The organism is Comamonas piscis, from assembly GCF_014109725.1.
In the GTDB taxonomy this organism is placed as follows: domain Bacteria; phylum Pseudomonadota; class Gammaproteobacteria; order Burkholderiales; family Burkholderiaceae_C; genus Comamonas; species Comamonas piscis.
In genome coordinates, this window is record NZ_CP058554.1 from 1,633,425 (window position 1) to 1,650,055 (window position 16,631).

Consider the following 16,631-nt stretch of genomic DNA (forward strand, 5'->3'; position numbering starts at 1 on the left):
AGCCGCACGATGATCCCAGGTGAACTGCTGCTGGACGACGGCGAACATCTACTGAACCCCGGGCGCCGCACCACCACGGTGGTGGTACACAACGCCAGCGACCGGCCGATCCAGGTCGGCTCGCACTACCACTTTGCCGAGACCAATGCCGGCCTGGTGTTTGACCGCCAGGCAGCCCATGGCATGCGCCTGCATATTGCCAGCGGTATGGCGGTGCGCTTTGAGCCCGGCCAGCAGCGCACCGTGGAGCTGGTGGACATTGGCGGCGACCGGCAGATCTACGGCTTTCGCGGCCTGGTGCAAGGAGCGCTGGAATGATGCGCGGCACGCAGCCTGCTGGCTTGGGTACTAAGACTGGATGGTTCTGATGGCAACGATGGACAGACGCGCATACGCAGAAACCTATGGGCCCACGGTGGGTGACCGCCTGCGCCTGGCCGATACCGCGCTGATCGTGGAAGTGGAGCAGGACTTCACCCTGCGGGCCGGTGGCTATGGCGAAGAGGTGAAGTTTGGCGGTGGCAAGACCATCCGCGACGGCATGGCGCAAAGCCAGCGCAGCAGCGCGCAAGGCGCGATGGACACGGTGTTGACCAATGCGCTGATCATCGACCACTGGGGCATTGTCAAGGCGGACATTGGCCTCAAGGCCGGCCGCATTGCCGCGATCGGCAAGGCCGGCAACCCGGACACGCAACCGGGCGTGGACATCACCATTGGTCCGGGCACCGAGATCATCAGCTGCGAAGGCAACATCGTCACCGCCGGCGGTATCGACACGCACATCCACTTCATCGCCCCCCAGCAGATCGAAGAGGCGCTGACCAGCGGGGTGACCACGATGATTGGTGGCGGCACCGGCCCGGCCACCGGCACCTTTGCCACGACCTGCACGCCCGGCGCCTGGAACATGGAGCGCATGCTGCAGGCGGCCGATGCCTTCCCGATGAACCTGGGCTTTTTGGGCAAGGGCAATGCCAGCCTGCCGCTGGCTTTGCATGAGCAGATCGATGCCGGCGCGATTGGCCTCAAGCTGCATGAGGACTGGGGCAGCACGCCGGCCGCCATCGACAACTGCCTGGATGTGGCCGAGCTGACCGACACCCAGGTGGCGATCCACACCGATACGCTCAACGAGAGCGGCTTTGTCGAAGACACGGTGGCGGCTTTCAAGGGCCGCACCATTCACACCTTCCATACCGAAGGCGCGGGCGGCGGCCATGCGCCCGATATTTTGAAGGTGGTGGGCGAGAGCAATGTGCTGCCCAGCTCCACCAACCCGACGCGGCCTTACACCATCAACACCTTGGACGAGCATGTGGACATGCTGATGGTCTGCCACCACCTGGATGCCGGCATTGCCGAGGACCTGGCCTTTGCCGAAAGCCGCATTCGCAAGGAAACCATTGCGGCCGAGGACATCCTGCACGACATCGGCGCAATCAGCATGTTCAGCTCCGACAGCCAGGCCATGGGCCGGGTGGGTGAGGTGATTCTGCGCACCTGGCAGACGGCGCACAAGATGAAGCAGCAGCGCGGCGCCTTGCCGGGCGACAGCGACCGGCATGACAACTTTCGCATCAAGCGCTACATCGCCAAGTACACCATCAACCCCGCCATTGCCCATGGCATCAGCCACGAGGTGGGCAGCCTGGAAGTGGGGAAGTGGGCCGATATCGTCATCTGGAAACCGGCCTTTTTTGGCGTCAAACCGGCTTGTATCCTCAAGGGTGGCTTTATTGCGATGGCCGCCATGGGCGACCCTAATGCTTCTATCCCGACGCCGCAGCCGGTGCACTACCGCCCCATGTTTGGCGCCTTTGGCGGTGCGATTGCCAAGACGTCGCTGACCTTTGTGTCGCAAGCCGGCCTGGCCGCCGGCATCGGCCAGCGCTTTGGCCTGGCCAAGACCTTGTCCGCCGTCAAAGGCATACGCGGCCTGCAAAAGCAGCACATGCTGCACAACGACCTCGCCCCGCGCATGGAGGTGGATGCCCAGACCTATGCGGTGCGCGCCGATGGCCAGTTGCTGACCTGCGAGCCGGCCAGCAGCCTGCCGATGGCGCAGCGTTATTTTCTGTTTTGAACCCGGATAGCCCCATGGCAAGCCCATTGATTTTCAAGCTCGACCCGGTGACCGACGACCGCGTGCTGGCCTTTTTGGAAGAGCACCTGAGCGATATGCGCCGCATCTCGCCGCCCGAGAGCGTGCATGCGCTGGACCCGGAGCAGCTGCGTGCGCCCGGCATGTACCTCTGGACTGCCTGGAGCGCCGAGCAAGAGCCCCAGGCCCTGGTCGCCACCTGCGCGCTCAAGACCCTGGATGTTGGCCATCTGGAGCTCAAGTCGATGCGGGTGGGCGCGGGGCAGCGAGGCTCAGGCGCAGCCCAGCAGGTGCTGGACCATGTACTGGCCCAGGCCCGCGCGCTGGGGGCAAAACGCATCAGCCTGGAGACAGGCACCGAGGCCTTTTTTGCGCCGGCGCGTCGTTTTTACGAACGCAATGGCTTTGTCGCCTGCGCGCCGTTTGGCAGCTACCAGCCCGACCCGAACAGCTGCTTTATGCGCTTGGAGCTGCCATGACCGCACCAGCGATGCTGCAAGTCTCCAAATGCCTGCCCGGCGGCCAAGGCCTGGCACCGGCCCTGCGCAAGCGCGCGAGCTTTGTCGAGTTGGACTGGGATGTGCGCCAGAAATCGCGCTTCTCCGCCACCGACAGCAGCGGCCGTGTGCTGGCGATTTTTCTGCCACGCGGCCAGGCCGTGCGCGGTGGCGATGTACTGGTGGCCGAAGATGGCTCGGTGGTCCTCGTGCAGGCTGCGCCGCAGAAAGTGCTGCATATCAGCGCCTGCGCGCAGCATGGCTCGGCCTTTGATCTGATGCGCGCCGCCTACCACTTGGGCAACCGCCATGTGCCGATCGAGCTGCAGCCCGACCACCTCAAGATCGAGCCCGACCATGTGCTGGCCGACATGCTGCGCAGCATGCACATGACGGTCGTGGAGGCGGACATGCCCTTCGAGCCCGAAGGCGGCGCCTATGGCGGCCATGTCACCAACGACGGCCACAGCCACCATGGGCATGGCCACGGGCACAGCCATGACCACGGGCATGACCATGCCCATCCGCATCCGCATCCGCACGGATGAGCATGCAGCCCCTCAGCCTGTCACCCGCCAGCTTTTTGCAGCTGATGTGGCTGGCCTCGCCGGCTTTGCCCATAGGCGGCTTCTCTTATTCCGAAGGGCTGGAGGCAGGTGTGAATGCCGCGCTGGTGGGCAACGAGGCAGAGGCGGCAGACTGGATTGCGGAGCAGCTGCAGCTGAGCCAGGCCCGAGGCGATATGGCGGTGCTGGCCCAGGCGATGCAGGCCTGGCAGCGCGATGACCGCGCCCGCGTCGTTGCGCTCAATGCCTGGGTGCTGCAGACGCGTGAGAGCAGCGAGCTGCGGCTGCAGGCCGAGCAGATGGGGCGCTCCCTGGTCGCGTGGTTGCAAAACCGCCATGCCGATGATGCCCAGGCGCTGGCGCTGGTGAACTGGCTGGCGACCCAGGATGCGAGCTACCCGCTGGCCTTTGCCTTGGCCGCTCACCTGGCGGGGGCGGGCCCGCGCGATGCGCTGCTGGCCTATGCCTTTGGCTGGGCCGAGAACATGGTGCAGGCGGCCATCAAATCGGTGCCGCTGGGCCAGAGCGCCGGCCAGCGCATTCTGGCGCGGCTGGCGCAGGCGATACCGGGCGCGGCCGACCATGCGCTGGCGCTGGGCGATGACCAGCGCCAGGCTTTTTCTCCGATGCTGGCCATTCTTTCGGCCCGGCATGAACACCAATACTCACGGCTATTTCGATCATGAGCACTGCACTGCACCACATTCCCCACCGCAGCAAAAAACTGCCACCGTTGCGCGTCGGCATTGGCGGGCCGGTAGGCTCGGGCAAGACCACCATCCTGGAGATGCTGTGCAAGGCGATGCGCGACAAATGGGACCTGATCGCCATCACCAATGACATCTACACCAAGGAAGACCAGCGCCTGCTGACCGTCAGCGGCGCGCTGCCGGCCGAGCGCATCATGGGCGTGGAGACGGGCGGCTGTCCGCACACCGCCATCCGCGAGGATGCCTCTATCAACCTCGAAGCGATTGACCGCATGCTGGGCCAGTTTCCCGATGCGGATATCGTCTTTATCGAATCGGGTGGTGACAACCTGGCTGCCACCTTCAGCCCCGAGCTGTCGGACCTGACCATCTATGTGATCGATGTAGCCGCTGGCGAGAAGATCCCCCGCAAGGGCGGCCCCGGTATCACCAAGAGCGATCTGTTTGTGATCAACAAGACCGATCTCGCGCCCTATGTGGGTGCCAACCTGGATGTCATGCGCAGTGACACCGAGCGCATGCGCAGCGGCCCCAAAGGCACCAAGCCCTTTGTGATGACCAACCTGAAGACGCTGGACGGCTTGGATGAGGTGGTGGCCTTTATCGAAAAGCAGGGGCTGCTGCTGGGCTGAGCCTGTGGCTTGAGGTCTGCTGCTTAGCTCTTGGGCGTGTTCAAGCTGAAAGCCGTATCGGGGTGCTCACGGCCCTGCTGTGCAATCCATTCCAGCCAGTCTTGCGCGGTGATCTGCATGCGGCCTTGCAAGGCCGGGGGCAGGGCCTCGTACACCAGCACCTCCAGCGGCTGCCGGCCGCCGCTGACTAGCTCCACATCCAGGGTCAGCACCCGCTTGCAGTATTCGCCAATATCCACAGGCCATATGCCTTCCACTTGGTCCATCGCCTGCTCCAGCGCATCGTTCAGGGGGTAGACCTCGGCGAGCACCAGGCCGCTGCCCTGCAGTTGCAAGCCGGGGTACCAGCCCAGGTCAAACAAGGTGCCCGTCAACAAGCTGCGGCCCAGGCAGACAATGTCAGGCTGCAGCCTGGCAATGTCGTTCACGCCGCCGGCACGCAAGGTGCCGTACACGGCGACATGGCCTGCGCCGCAAGGCTGCCAGGGCGGTTGGGTGCTGGGGTGGTCTGGGGTGGGCGTTGGCATCAAAATTCTTGCGGAAATGGGAGTCAACTGGCCTGCGCAGGCCGGCCTGCTGCTTGCCGGGTCTTGGCGATTTCGCGGCTGGGCAGCGGGGTTTCTCCGGTGGCCATGCGCATCAGCAGGCAGTGCAGCATCTCGGTGGACAAGCCATGCAGCACCAGCCGGTGGCCAGCGCGCAGGGTAGAGAGGGGCACGAGCGGGTGCTTGTTGTTCAGCATCACCAGGTGCTCGGGCGAGGACAGGATCTTGGCCGCATAGATGGCGACGGTCTCGTCGAGCTGCAGCGAATTGCTGGCGCGCCAGAAGTCGTTGTCGGTCAGCAGCAGCTGGTAGACCGGGGTGTAGATCTCGATGGCGCTTTGTAGATCGAGAATGTTCAGCCGCCCCTGCGGCATCGCGGCCAGCTCCAAGGGCGGGTCGCAGAGCATGCCAAAGTTGGGCTCGGCCACCGGGCCCATGTGCTGGCCATGGCTGCGCAAGGTGGTGTTGAGGCGGATGACAAAGTTGAACAGGTTCAGGTCGTGCTTTAAGAACAGCTCGTCCTTGATGTCGTCGATCTCCATCGGTGCCAGCGGCTTGGTGGGCACGGGGGTGGGGGCGTTGGCGCCGATAAAGCTGAGGATCTGCGAGCCCAGGTGGAAGTGGCGCATGATCAGCCAGTTCGCCTCGGGCGAGACAAAGCGGTTCATGCTGAAGGCGAGGGTGCGGTGCAGCAGCTTGGAATGCGCCCAGCGCTTGGGCAGCAGCACCTTGAGCACCTGGATCAGGATGATGCTGATGCGCGCAATCGGCCGGATAAAGGGCAGTAGAAACTGGCGTGAGCGGCTGCTGGAATCCTTGAGCCAGGCGGCTTTGACATGGTCGGGCAACGGTGTGCTGTCGTCCAGGTAGAGCGCCAGCCAGGGGTTGGGATCGCGCTCGTCGTGGGGGATGTCGCGGAAGTCGGTCATCGTGCGGGCTCCGTGGCCGTAGCGTCCAGAATGTGCCGGAACTGCATCAGGTAGAGCGCAGCGGTATGGCGTGCAGTGGCGGCAATCGCCGCGGCCGCCGTGCCGGTCTCGTCCAGCGCCATGACCATCTGCACCGCCAGCAGCCAGCGTTCCAGATGGTCTTCGTCATTGGCACCGTGGTATTCCAGAAAACGGAAGCAATCTGGGCCCAGCGCCAGGTGCTGGCGCAGCATGGGCAGCAGGCTGGGCACAATGCGCTGGCCCGTGCCTTCGATGATGTAGATGGCGCCCAAGAGCCCAATCGGGTTAGGGGTGGCCGCCAGGCTGTGCAGATAGCTGTTGAGCGCCTCGCCGCCGGGGTTGCGGCGCAGCTGCTGGATATCGGTTTGCGTGCCACCGGCGTTGAGGTAGTCCTGGTGCAGGATCTTGAAGTCGTTCTGCTCCTCGCTGGCATGCACGCCCATCAGCGCCGCCAGCTCGGCATAGGCCCCTGTGAGCGAGGCCGCGCCTTCGCGCATCCACAGGCTGCCTTCGCGCACCTGGGGCACCCACTGGCTCATCCAGCGCACATAGTCGGCCTGCTTGATCTGGCCGCTGTGGATGCGGTGGACCAGCGGCGTGCGCCAGACCTGGGAGCGGTAGTCATGCCAGATGCTGGCCAGCTCGGTCAGCAACGGCGCCAGTCCTGCCGGGGCGGCGGCTGGGTCATGGGGCGGGGCAATCAGCGCGCTTTCTGCAGCGACGGCGGCCGGAGTGGCACGCTGGGCTGGCGTGCTGGCGCGGGCTGCTGCCGGGCTGGCGGGCGTAATGGGCTCTACCTCCAGCAGCATATAGCCGGCGGTAAAGCGGCCGGATTCGGGCACAAAGCAGAGCATGGTGTCGCCGGGTTTCAGGCGCTCATGCTGGGTCTGCAGGTACTCGGCGATCATCACAAAAATGGAGGCGGCGCCGGTATTGCCGCGCCAGGCCAGGTTGCTCCACCAGCGCTCGCGTGGGATCGACAGCTGGGCCTTGTTCAGCAGTTCATCGACGACGGGAATGAATTTCTCCGACGAGTAATGGCAGAGAAAGTGGTCGATGCCGCGCTCGGGCAGCCAGCCCTGGTGGGCGATACGGGCGTACTCGTGGATGCAGACATCAAAGAGGTGGGGCAGCAGACGGATGTCCTGGCGCAAGGACAGCGCGCCAGCGGCCTCTGCTTCGGCCCAGGATGGGAAATCCAGATGGCTGCGCTGGCGGTCATGCGTCAGGCCCAGCTGCATGCAGACGGGGTAGTCACCGGCAAAGCTGCGTTGGTGCGTCCAGCGCAGTTTCAGGCGCAGGTCGGGGCGCTGGGGCAGGGCGGCGCCTTGGCCCAGCAGCACGGCGCCGGCGCCATCGCTCAGCATCCAGCGTAAAAAGTGCGCATCAAAATCGGTGTTGTAGTCCTGGCCTGCGTAGCGTGAGCGTTTGAAGAGGCGCGACGGCATCTCGCTGGCCACCGCCAGCGCATGACCATGTGTGCCATGCTCTACCGCCAGCGCCGCGCTTTGCAGCGCGCCCACGCTGGCCGCGCAGACGCCATGCACGCTGAGCAGCTCCATCGGCGGGGCGGCCATTTCGCCCTGGATCATGCTGGCAAAACCGGGCATCAGCGCGTCGCCGCCCGATGAGCCACTGGCCATAAAACCGATATCGGCGAGGGGCCGTGCGGCTTGCGCCAGTGCCGCTTCGATAGCGCCCTTGGCCATTTGCGCGTTGCTGTAGGTGGTGCTGCCATCGGGCGCAATCGCGTAGTGGCGCTGCTGGATGCCGTTTTCCGCCAGGATGCGGCGCTTGATGCGCTCGGACAGCCGGTTGAGCGGCGCCACATAGGCATCCATGCCGTCATTGGCAATGGGGGCGCCGGGCATGAAGTGACCGGCGGATTCGATATAGACCTGCGAGTAAGCGACTGGCATAAATGACTACTTTTTCTCCATAGGTGGCATCAGCGACCGGCTGCGTGCTGATCGGCAAACCAACCCTCCCACAAAGACCCGTGCCATATAGGGCACCAGGCCTGCCTCATTGAGCACCGGGTGGACCCGGTGTCGGTATTCGTTGGCATGCAAACCGGTCAAAGTAGACCAGTGGGCATGCGGGCACTCATGGTGGGCGGTGTGCAGGCCAATATTAAAGAGCAGGGGGTTGACCATGCCTTCAAAATTGCGCGCGTAGTTCAGCATGCCACTGCCGGTATCGTTTTTAGGCTTGCGGCCGTCGGCATGCGCATGCTGCAGGTAGTTGGTGGCCAGCAGCCAGTGCAGGCCGTGGAGCTGGGGCAGGATGACAAAGACCAGCGCCTTTTTCCAATCCAGCGCCAGCAGCCCCGCCCAGCTGCCCAGCCACAGTGCGTACTGGCCCATGCAGTAGCGAAAGGCGCCCGGGCTGCGCTGGCGCAGGCCCGCCAACCAGCGGATGAACAGCGGGTACAGCACCCAGGCGGCCTGCAGCGGGTGCAGCAGATAGCCCCAGAGGTGGTTGGTGTCGCCACCAAAACGGTAGGTGCGGGCGATGTCCTGCTCGCCATGTTTGTAGCGGTGGTGGTTGCCCACATGGGCGGGCCAGAACACAAAGGTGGGGTGACCCTGCAGCAGGGTCAGCGCATAGTCGGTGGCCCGGTTGGCCCATCGGCTGTGCGGCCCCGTCCACATGCGCAGATGGGTGTGGTTGTGGTGGATGACGCCGATGCCCAGGGTCAGGAACAGCCCCAGCAGGTACAGCCACCAGACCAGGCCGTGCTGCCACTGCCAGGCGGCGATCAAGGGCAGGGCCAGCATGTACAGCAGCGATTGCCAGTCGCGCCAATGGCGCAGCCGGGGCAGCTTGCGGGAGGCGGTGGCGGGCAGGGATGGGCTGGCGTCGCGGGTCATGCCAGCGGGCTTAGGCAGCAGGGCGCCGGGGGGCCGGGCGCGGCGGCAGCGGGTCGGCTTCGCTGCGCATCAGGCGGTCCATAAAGGCCAGTGCAAAGCCATAGTTGCCGGCAGGCCGCGCATGGTGCAGGTGGTGGCGGCGGCTGGCGGCCAGCGGGTGGCGGGGCCCTACGCGCGGGAAGAAATCGTAATTGGCATGGCCCACGGCGTTGAGGAAGATGCTGAACACCGGCACCGAGGCCAGCGACCAAAACGAAAAATCATGCAGCACCATCGGCAGCAGGATCACATTGCCCAGCATCATCGCCTCGATGGGGTGGAAGCTGTAGGTGGACCAGGGGGTGACCACGACCGAGCGGTGGTGGTCGCCATGGAAGCGCTTGAACCAGCGCGTATGCAACAGGCGGTGGTTGATCCAGAAGTGCACATCGTTCCAGATCAGCAGCACCCAGATCTCGAGGGCGATCTGCCAGCCGCTGGAGTTGATGGCGAAATGCGCCCAGCCCAGCTGCACAAAGCCCCAGGGCACGACCATGCCCAGGCCAAATACGAGGATGGAGTGGAAGGACTGGCGCCATTCGCGGCGCAGCTGGTCAGGCTTGAGCGGCCGGGTATCGAGCACCCGGCCGATGCCACGCTTTTGCAGAAAGCCGGTGAGGGCCGTCATGCCCAGGCCACCCGCCACATACAGCGCGCTGAAAAACACCAGGCCCCAAGCCATCACCTGCCAGGCGCTGAGATGGGTGAAGGCTTGGGCTGCCGTCATTGCGCGCGGATGTTCTGTTCTTCGATGATGGTGCCCAGCGCCTTCACATCGGCATCAATGCGGTTCTTCAGGCCTTCGGGCGAGCTGCCCACCGCCTGCCAGCCTTGCAGTGCCAGCTTCTGGCGCATCTCGGGGCTGCGCACGATCTCGCCCACGGCCAGGGCCAGCTTTTCGACATGGGCCTTGGGCATCGCCTTGGGGGCCGCCACGGCGTTCCAGATTTCCATGTCGTAGTTGGCAATGCCCAGCTCCTTGAGGCTGGGCAAGCCGGGTGCGAGGGGGCTGCGCGCGGCCGAGGTCACGCCAATGCCGCGCAGCTTGCCTGCCTGGATCTGGTTCATCGCCAGCGCCGGCGGCAGCATGGACAGCTGCAGATCGCCGCCCTGGATGCCGTTGAAGACCTGAGGGTAGCCAGGGTAGGGGATGTGCTCGGGCTTGATCTTGGCACGGCTCTTGAGCAGTTCCATGCCCAGGTGGCCGATGGTGCCCACGCCCGGTGAGCCATAGCTCCAGCTGTTGCCCGCTTGGGTGGCGGCTTCAAAGAAGGCCTTGCCCTCAGGCGCCTTGGCAGGCGCGACCAGCACCAGCGGGGCCACGCCAATCAGGCCGACGGGCTGCAGATCGGTCAAGGGGTTGTAGCGAATCGATGGATTGAGCATCTTGGCAATCGTCATATTGCCGTTGATCATCACGCTGAAGGTGTAGCCATCGGTGGCGCGCGCCACGTACTCGGCGGCGATGTTGCCACCCGCTCCCACCTTGTTCTCGACGATGATGGGCTGGCCCAGCGCTTTTTCCAGCGGCTCGGCCAGCGCACGGGCGGTCAGGTCAGGAGAGGATCCCGCCGGAAAGCCCACAATCAGGTGCAGGGGTTTGGTCGGCCAGTTGTCCGCAGCCAAGGCGCCAGTGCTGGCGAGGGTGGCCAAGGTGGCTGCCAACAGGCAGCGGCGGGACAGGGGAAAATGCATAAAAGCTCCAAATTCGCATGGCTGCCCGCATGGGTGGAGGTTTATCCGTCTGTACGTCCGCCGGGCTCATACGGGCCATAAAAAAGCGCACAGGCCGGAGGGCATGTGCGCTTTGATTATCGCCAATTGCGATGTCGATGGGTGCTGCGATAGCAGACCGTTGCAATACAGCTTAAGCGTACTCGGCTAAGGCCTTGCGCATTTTCTTCATCGCTGCCGATTCGATCTGGCGAATCCGCTCGGCGCTGACGCCGTAGACGGCAGCCAGGTCGTGCAAGGTCATGCCTCCCGAGCCATCGTCGTTCACCTTGAGCCAGCGCTCTTCCACAATGTGGCGGCTGCGCTCGTCCAAGGTGGCAAGGGCTTCCTGGATGCCATCGGTCGCCAAGTAATCGCGCTGGCGCGATTCGATCATGGCGGTTGGCTCATGTGATGCATCCGCCAAATAAGCGATGGGACCATAGGCTTGCTCGCCATCATCGGAGGGGCTGGGATCCAGCAGCACATCACCGCCCGACAAGCGGGTTTCCATCTCCATCACATCTTCGCGCTTGACGTTGAGGTGGGCAGCCATGGCGTCGATTTCGCTCTCGGACAGGGTTTCGCGGTGCATGGCACCGTCTTCCATGCCAGCTTCGGCCTTGAAGCCTTGCTTCATCGAGCGCAGATTGAAGAACAGCTTGCGCTGGCTCTTGGTGGTCGCCACCTTGACCATGCGCCAGTTCTTCAGAATATATTCGTGGATCTCGGCCTTGATCCAGTGCATGGCGTAGCTGACCAGGCGCACGCCCTGGTCCGGGTCAAAGCGCTTGACGGCCTTCATCAGACCGACATTGCCTTCCTGGATCAGATCGCCGTGTGGCAGGCCGTAACCCATGTACTGGCGCGCAATGGACACCACCAGACGCAGGTGCGACAGCACCAAGCGGCCAGCGGCTTCGACATCGCCGTTTTCCTTGAGTTTTTTGGCATATCCCAGCTCTTCCTCGGGGGTGAGCATGGGGATACGGTTGGCCGCAGTGATGTAGGCGTCCAGGTTGCCCAGGGGTGGTACCAACGACCATGGGTTTGCAGGAGCCAGTGCGGTAGAAATGGTGGCGGCTCCAGAATGAGTTGTCACGCTAGAAGTCCTTTCGTCTATGCGATACATAGTAACACCGGTAGGAGTCCCTTGATGCTGTGGGAGTTCCCTCCAAATGCTGCGGTATTTGTGGGTTTAAGATTCAACTAAGAATCGCCGTAATCGTTGCCAATCAAGAAGAGTTTGCTCCTGTTTTTGAAGGTCTTCAACTTTCTTTACGGTGCCGATGACGGCGCGCTGAGCGGGTGTCTGACACCCGATCGCGCGTTATGGCCGGTTGGAGTGGCTGGCCTGTGGATAAGTTCCCGGCACATCCCTAAAAACATGGATAAATAACCAGTGCCTTTCTGATCGGGATGCAGCCCTTAAACTGCAGCATGTTTGATCAGAATCATGGAGTTGAGGCATGGATAACTTTGCGATGATGCCTGGCCCTGCCGGCGTGAGCTTTGTGGCCTGGGCCAGCACGACGGTGGATAGCGAATCGGCCGCCCACACGCTGGCGCAGGCGGGGGTGAAAGCCCGTTTTGCTGCCTGCGCGCAGGTCGAGAAGATCCATTCGCACTACTGGTGGGACGGTCAGTTGCAACAGGGCGATGAATGGCGCATCACCTGGAAAACCACGCCGCAGCGCCTGACAGCCTTGCAGCTTTTGCTGATGCCACTGCACCCCTATGCCTTGCCGCAGTGGCTATGGGGTGAGAGCCAGGCCAGCCCTGCCTACGCGGCCTGGGTCGCCTCCGAAGTGGGTGCGCCGCTGCAGGTCTGAAGCTGATCTGGCTCAAACAGGGATGACGGCCACGCCCTGGGCGTCCAAGGCTGCCAATGCCTCGTTGTTGTTGGAATAGGCGTTGGTAATCAGGGTCTGGTTGGCCGTGGCGCAGGCCACCGCATAGCGGCTGCGCAACCCAATCTTGCTGTAATCGGCGAGCACCACCAGCGACAAGGATTGCTCGGCCATCGCCGTGGCCAGGCTGGCCTCGTGCTCGTTGCCAAAAGTGATGCCGTCTTGCGCGCTGATGCCCACGGGCGAGAGCAGGGTGACGTCGGCACGGTAGCGCCGGATTTCGTTGAGGGTGACCTCGCCATAGGTGCAGGGGATTTCCGGGTTGGTATCGCCACCCAGCAGCACCACGCGCATGGCGTTGCTTGCACCAGCGCTTGCCTGGGTGCCGGCCAGCTTGAGGGCTACGGTGATGGAGTTGGTCACGACGACCAAGCGGCTGATCAGGCTGAGCTCTTCGGCCAGGATGGACGTGGTGGTGCCGGCATCGATAAACACCATCTGGCCCGGCTGCAAGCGCTTGACCGCTGCCTTGGCGATGGCGCGCTTCTCTGCCACGCGCAGCGCCTGGCGCTGCACAAAAGGGGGCTCGTCCTGCGTGACGCGGGCGACGCCGCCATGCACGCGCCGCACCAGGCCCATGGATTCGAGTGCCAGCAGATCCTGGCGTACCGTTTCGCGGGAGACCTGCATATCCTGGATGAGTCTGTCGGTGCTGAGCCGGTCAATGGAGGCCAGCAGTGACTGGATGCGGATAAATCGGTCTTCTTGCAGCATGGATGCATTTCCTTAAGGGGGCAGGCCGCCTGTCGGGCGGCCTGCGCAATTTTGCAGTACGGCCCTGAACGGCCGTATGTAAGGCTGGAGGCACAGCCGCAGAGCGATATGCTGCGGCCAGGCCTTCTTTAGCGGCGGCGCGCTGCCGCTGCACCTGCCATCAGCAGCAGCGATGCGAGCAGCAGGGCCAGCGGCTGGTTCACCGGCACCGGGCGGGCGGCTTCCGTCGGCGGCACCACCACGTCGGCTGGCACTGCCACCAGCACCGGATCGACGATGGCACCGTTGACCAAACCGTCTTCATCGAGCGGACCGCCGTCAGTGACGGTGTAGCTGACCACGCCGCCGGCAATGCTGGCGCCGGCGATCTCGCTCACTACACGCTGTCCATCTGCAGTGGTGTGTACCTTCATGACCCGGCTGTTGGCGGGCAGATCAGCTGGCACCGCCAAGCGGACCTGAGCGCTGAAGCCTTCATGGGCGCAGCCCGAGAGCGTGAAGGACAGCAGACCGGTGGCGGCTTTCAGACCGGCGGGCAGCAGGTCGGCCGGCACGGGGCTGACGCTGGCGTTGGACTGGTCGCAGCGGGTGGCGGCCTGGATGTTCAGGTCCATCGCGGGCAGGTTGCCACCAGGGCTGGGCAGTTGGGTGTCGATCAGGTCTTGCACCGGAGGCTCGGGTTCCGGCGCGGGGTTGCCCAGCTCGAAGGAGCCGGTGGCACTCCAGTCGGACCAGTTCAGGTGTGTATCTCGCACCCGCACACGCCAGTACCAGCGCTCATCCTGGCCCAGTTGCAGCACTTGCGCTGGCTGGCCCTGGAAGGGGTCCAGGGCGGAGCCCTTGCTGCCATCAGCTTTTGCCAGCTGCGCATAGCACTGGCGGCCGCCCTGGCGTGCTGCGCCGCTGTCACCGTCTTCGTCCCACTTGTAATCGCAGCTCCAGCGGTCACGCAGGCTGTTGCCGCCGGCAATGATGGCGGTGGTCAGCTTGCCGCGGGCGGTGCCCGCATCCACATTCGGGTAGACGCGCTTGGGGTTGGCCAGCAGCTGGCCCAGGGGCAGGGTGGCGATATCGGCATCCTTTTGCGTGTTGACGCGCACACCGTTCACGTAGGTCCAGTTCTCGCGGCGCGTGTCATTGCCCCAGACGTCGTAGACCGCTTGACCGGCGGCAAACTGCGGGTCTTGGGAGACTTGCCACTGCGCTTCATACAGAGCCGGGGCAGCATCAGTGCGGTAGGCCAGTTGCACCGTGGCAGGATCGACCTGACCGAGCTTGGCCTGGACGAGTGCGGGCTTCAGCGCCAGCGCTTCGCTGGTGACTTCGATGCTGTCATCGGGCGTGGCGCTGGTGGTGGAGGCGCCCAGGTCGTAGCGCTTCCAGGTGAGGGCCGGGGTGGCGCTGCCAAAGCTGGCTTCCAAGGTGCCATAGCCAAAGCTGAGCTTGGTGTTGGCGATGACATCCAGATCGCTGTCGTCGTCTTGCTTGGCGCCTTCCAGTGCGCCGCTGCCCGAGGCCACATTCAGCCAGAGGTGGCGGCTGTTCATCGAATTGCCGCGCTCATAGAAATGCACATGGCCGTTGAGGTTGGCGGTGATGGCGCCGGTGCTGCGGCCATAGTCTTCCATCTGCGCGATGAAATCACAGGTGGCCAGCACCTCGCCCTGGCGCCACTTTTCGCTCAGGCAGGGGTAGTGGTTGAGCAGCACCATGTAGGGCTTCTTGTCCACGCGGGTCTGGGCCATCAGTCCGGTAAACCAGTTCAGGTGCTCTTGCATATAGGCGGCGCGGAAGAGACCCCGGCCGTTGTCATACCCAGTCCAGCCGCCGGTGTTGTGCATGGCGGAGGCGGGGTTGAAATCGCTGCCGACAATGCGCATGCCCAGGTAGTCCAGCGCGTACCAGTGCAGCGGATGCGTAGGCGATCCGTTGGCGGGCATGCGGTTGAAGTACTGGCGGTAGGTCTTGGCCCAGGTCTTTTCTGCCCCTGCACTGGCTTGCTCGCCGCCAAAGTACTCGTGGTTGCCAGGCGAAGGAATCAGCGGCACATAGGCCGAGATGGCAGCCAGCGGGCCGAAGAACTGGTCCTTCCAGTTGCTGCGGGTGCCGCCTGAGCCGACCAGGTCGCCGGGCACCATGAAGCCGGCCAGGTGCTGCGCGCATTGGGCTGCAGCGCCTGCGCAGTCGTTGTTGATGATGCCTTGGGTGATGTTCTTGAGGCGGTTGGCCAGGCCGTCCTGGGTGTCTGACACGACCGCGAACTTGGCCTTGGCGACGCCATCGTTGTCACGTGGCCAGGTCTTGAACTGGAAGGGACCGGCCAGCTTGGGCGCAGCGCTGCTGCCGGTCACCACCGCGTACTCATAGAGCGTGTTCGATTGCAGACCGGCGATGTCGGCAAAAAAGATGCTGCTGTCGGCAAAATCACCGACCGGGTTCTTGGCGGGCAGTAAGGTGTAAGGTCCGGTGCTGCCGGCCAGGCGCCACCAGATGGTGGGGGCGGACTCGGTGGTCTCCAGCATCACGGCCATGTGGTCGGGGCCGGGGTTTTGCAAGGTCGGGCCCACGGTCAGCGCGGGCGCGTTGGCGGTGTTGGGCAGCTTGGCGGGGTCAAAGGGCTTGGGTGGCTCGCTGCTGGTTTGCGTCAGCACCACATCATCGAGGCCCCAGTACCAGTTGTTGTCAGTGTTCAGGTAGCTGAAGCGCAGGCTGACCTTCTTGGCACCGGCGGGGACGCTGAAGGCCAGGTTCTCGTTCTGGTTCAGGCGCGAGGCGCTGGTCTCATGCAGCAGGGTCTGGACGCTGCTGTCATCAAACACGGCCTCGACCTTGATGCTCTCCTTCTTGGTGGAGCCCATCTGGAAGTGGCTGAGAAAGCCCAGCGTGTAGCTGCCGCCACCCAGCACCGCAATGCTGGGGCTTTCCATCACGGTGCTGAAGTACAGACCGCTGTTGGGCCGCAGGCCATCCGATTCGGCCACCGCGATCTTGCCGTTGGCCTTGGTGAGTTTGGCGCGATCGCCACCCGAGACCTGGGTCGTCCAGTAAGTCGGCGTGACAAACTTCCAACCCAGCCAGGGCAGTTTGGCGGCGCTGGAGCGGCCGCTGGTAGCCACCGTGTCGGCATTCTCCAGGCGCAGGGTCCAGCCGGCCGGGCCGGTGGTACCCAGGCCGGCAGGTGCATCCGCGCCCGCCGCATCAAAGTTCTCGCTAAAGACCACCGTTTGGGCCAGGGCCAGTCCGCTGACTGCCCAGAGCCCGGCGGCACACAGTTGCCGCAAGCTTGCTAATTTCATGGAATCTCCTGCCTTCAAGGCCGATGTTGTGAATGCATGTTTTCACCAGGAAGTGCAAAAAATAACAAGATTGCATGAAATT

The 16,631-nt window shown here is 63.9% G+C and carries 16 protein-coding genes; 7 read left to right on the forward strand and 9 right to left on the reverse strand.

The window, feature by feature from the left end; all coding sequences use genetic code 11:
- Positions 1-9 precede the first annotated feature (9 nt).
- From HS961_RS07285 to ureG, 6 genes are read left to right on the forward strand one after another with little or no spacing between them, the layout of a single operon-like run.
- Positions 10-318 (forward strand): urease subunit beta, encoded by a 309-nt coding sequence (locus HS961_RS07285; protein WP_182327074.1) that lies wholly within the window; start codon positions 10-12, stop codon positions 316-318.
- A 49-nt stretch (positions 319-367) separates the two neighbouring features.
- Positions 368-2,086, forward strand: coding sequence for an urease subunit alpha (gene ureC, locus HS961_RS07290; RefSeq protein WP_182327075.1), 1,719 nt, complete (start codon positions 368-370; stop codon positions 2,084-2,086).
- Positions 2,087-2,100: 14 nt separating this feature from the next.
- The gene (locus tag HS961_RS07295; protein WP_182327076.1) at positions 2,101-2,583 is read left to right on the forward strand and encodes a GNAT family N-acetyltransferase; all 483 of its coding nucleotides are present in this window, start codon (positions 2,101-2,103) and stop codon (positions 2,581-2,583) included.
- Positions 2,580-3,149: an urease accessory protein UreE gene (gene ureE, locus HS961_RS07300; RefSeq protein WP_272956291.1), complete on the forward strand. Its 570-nt coding sequence runs from the start codon at positions 2,580-2,582 to the stop codon at positions 3,147-3,149. Before HS961_RS07295 ends, ureE begins: the two co-directional genes overlap by 4 nt.
- Positions 3,146-3,853 (forward strand): urease accessory protein UreF, encoded by a 708-nt coding sequence (locus tag HS961_RS07305; protein WP_182327077.1) that lies wholly within the window; start codon positions 3,146-3,148, stop codon positions 3,851-3,853. Before ureE ends, HS961_RS07305 begins: the two co-directional genes overlap by 4 nt.
- Positions 3,850-4,509 carry an urease accessory protein UreG gene (gene ureG / locus HS961_RS07310; RefSeq protein WP_133855334.1) on the forward strand — a complete coding sequence of 220 codons (660 nt, stop codon included), beginning with the start codon at positions 3,850-3,852 and terminating at the stop codon, positions 4,507-4,509. Before HS961_RS07305 ends, ureG begins: the two co-directional genes overlap by 4 nt.
- Positions 4,510-4,532: 23 nt before the next feature.
- Here ureG and HS961_RS07315 read toward each other — a convergent pair whose 3' ends face one another.
- The 7 genes from HS961_RS07315 to rpoH all read right to left on the reverse strand — a co-directional run bounded on the left by HS961_RS07315 (position 4,533) and on the right by rpoH (position 11,761).
- Positions 4,533-5,036 carry a gamma-glutamylcyclotransferase family protein gene (locus HS961_RS07315; protein WP_182327078.1) on the reverse strand — a complete coding sequence of 168 codons (504 nt, stop codon included), beginning with the start codon at positions 5,034-5,036 and terminating at the stop codon, positions 4,533-4,535.
- A 23-nt stretch (positions 5,037-5,059) separates the two neighbouring features.
- Entirely contained in the window at positions 5,060-5,983 is a 924-nt protein-coding gene (locus HS961_RS07320; protein WP_182327079.1) for a DUF6999 family protein, read from the reverse strand.
- The gene (locus HS961_RS07325) at positions 5,980-7,923 is read right to left on the reverse strand and encodes a beta-ketoacyl-ACP synthase III (RefSeq protein WP_182327080.1); all 1,944 of its coding nucleotides are present in this window, start codon (positions 7,921-7,923) and stop codon (positions 5,980-5,982) included. Before HS961_RS07325 ends, HS961_RS07320 begins: the two co-directional genes overlap by 4 nt.
- Before the next feature lie 6 nt (positions 7,924-7,929).
- Entirely contained in the window at positions 7,930-8,877 is a 948-nt protein-coding gene (locus HS961_RS07330; RefSeq protein ID WP_182327081.1) for a fatty acid desaturase, read from the reverse strand.
- Positions 8,878-8,887: 10 nt separating this feature from the next.
- Positions 8,888-9,643 carry a sterol desaturase family protein gene (locus HS961_RS07335; RefSeq protein WP_182327082.1) on the reverse strand — a complete coding sequence of 252 codons (756 nt, stop codon included), beginning with the start codon at positions 9,641-9,643 and terminating at the stop codon, positions 8,888-8,890.
- Positions 9,640-10,611, reverse strand: coding sequence for a Bug family tripartite tricarboxylate transporter substrate binding protein (locus tag HS961_RS07340; protein ID WP_182327083.1), 972 nt, complete (start codon positions 10,609-10,611; stop codon positions 9,640-9,642). Before HS961_RS07340 ends, HS961_RS07335 begins: the two co-directional genes overlap by 4 nt.
- 172 nt (positions 10,612-10,783) lie before the next feature.
- Positions 10,784-11,761, reverse strand: coding sequence for an RNA polymerase sigma factor RpoH (gene rpoH, locus HS961_RS07345; RefSeq protein WP_412101635.1), 978 nt, complete (start codon positions 11,759-11,761; stop codon positions 10,784-10,786).
- A gap of 337 nt (positions 11,762-12,098) precedes the next feature.
- On the opposite strand from rpoH, the gene cutA reads away from it, so the two are divergent.
- Positions 12,099-12,461: a divalent-cation tolerance protein CutA gene (gene cutA, locus HS961_RS07350; RefSeq protein WP_238347825.1), complete on the forward strand. Its 363-nt coding sequence runs from the start codon at positions 12,099-12,101 to the stop codon at positions 12,459-12,461.
- A gap of 12 nt (positions 12,462-12,473) precedes the next feature.
- Here the strand turns inward: cutA and HS961_RS07355 are convergent, their stop codons facing one another.
- Both HS961_RS07355 and HS961_RS07360 read right to left on the reverse strand, forming a co-directional pair.
- Entirely contained in the window at positions 12,474-13,253 is a 780-nt protein-coding gene (locus tag HS961_RS07355) for a DeoR/GlpR family DNA-binding transcription regulator (protein ID WP_182327085.1), read from the reverse strand.
- Between the two features lie 128 nt (positions 13,254-13,381).
- Positions 13,382-16,549, reverse strand: coding sequence for a metallophosphoesterase family protein (locus HS961_RS07360; protein WP_182327086.1), 3,168 nt, complete (start codon positions 16,547-16,549; stop codon positions 13,382-13,384).
- Positions 16,550-16,631 lie beyond the last annotated feature (82 nt).

Bases quoted from the DNA above. Each gene is read 5' to 3' on its own strand.
- HS961_RS07360 (WP_182327086.1), bottom strand. From the start codon at position 16,549: ATGAAATTAGCAAGCTTGCGGCAACTGTGTGCCGCCGGGCTCTGGGCA.
- HS961_RS07315 (WP_182327078.1), bottom strand. From the start codon at position 5,036: ATGCCAACGCCCACCCCAGACCACCCCAGCACCCAACCGCCCTGGCAG.
- HS961_RS07285 (WP_182327074.1), top strand. From the start codon at position 10: ATGATCCCAGGTGAACTGCTGCTGGACGACGGCGAACATCTACTGAAC.
- cutA (WP_238347825.1), top strand. From the start codon at position 12,099: ATGGATAACTTTGCGATGATGCCTGGCCCTGCCGGCGTGAGCTTTGTG.
- HS961_RS07295 (WP_182327076.1), top strand. From the start codon at position 2,101: ATGGCAAGCCCATTGATTTTCAAGCTCGACCCGGTGACCGACGACCGC.
- HS961_RS07325 (WP_182327080.1), bottom strand. From the start codon at position 7,923: ATGCCAGTCGCTTACTCGCAGGTCTATATCGAATCCGCCGGTCACTTC.
- ureG (WP_133855334.1), top strand. From the start codon at position 3,850: ATGAGCACTGCACTGCACCACATTCCCCACCGCAGCAAAAAACTGCCA.
- HS961_RS07320 (WP_182327079.1), bottom strand. From the start codon at position 5,983: ATGACCGACTTCCGCGACATCCCCCACGACGAGCGCGATCCCAACCCC.
- ureE (WP_272956291.1), top strand. From the start codon at position 2,580: ATGACCGCACCAGCGATGCTGCAAGTCTCCAAATGCCTGCCCGGCGGC.
- HS961_RS07330 (WP_182327081.1), bottom strand. From the start codon at position 8,877: ATGACCCGCGACGCCAGCCCATCCCTGCCCGCCACCGCCTCCCGCAAG.
- rpoH (WP_412101635.1), bottom strand. From the start codon at position 11,761: ATGTATCGCATAGACGAAAGGACTTCTAGCGTGACAACTCATTCTGGA.
- HS961_RS07305 (WP_182327077.1), top strand. From the start codon at position 3,146: ATGAGCATGCAGCCCCTCAGCCTGTCACCCGCCAGCTTTTTGCAGCTG.
- HS961_RS07355 (WP_182327085.1), bottom strand. From the start codon at position 13,253: ATGCTGCAAGAAGACCGATTTATCCGCATCCAGTCACTGCTGGCCTCC.
- ureC (WP_182327075.1), top strand. From the start codon at position 368: ATGGCAACGATGGACAGACGCGCATACGCAGAAACCTATGGGCCCACG.
- HS961_RS07340 (WP_182327083.1), bottom strand. From the start codon at position 10,611: ATGCATTTTCCCCTGTCCCGCCGCTGCCTGTTGGCAGCCACCTTGGCC.
- HS961_RS07335 (WP_182327082.1), bottom strand. From the start codon at position 9,643: ATGACGGCAGCCCAAGCCTTCACCCATCTCAGCGCCTGGCAGGTGATG.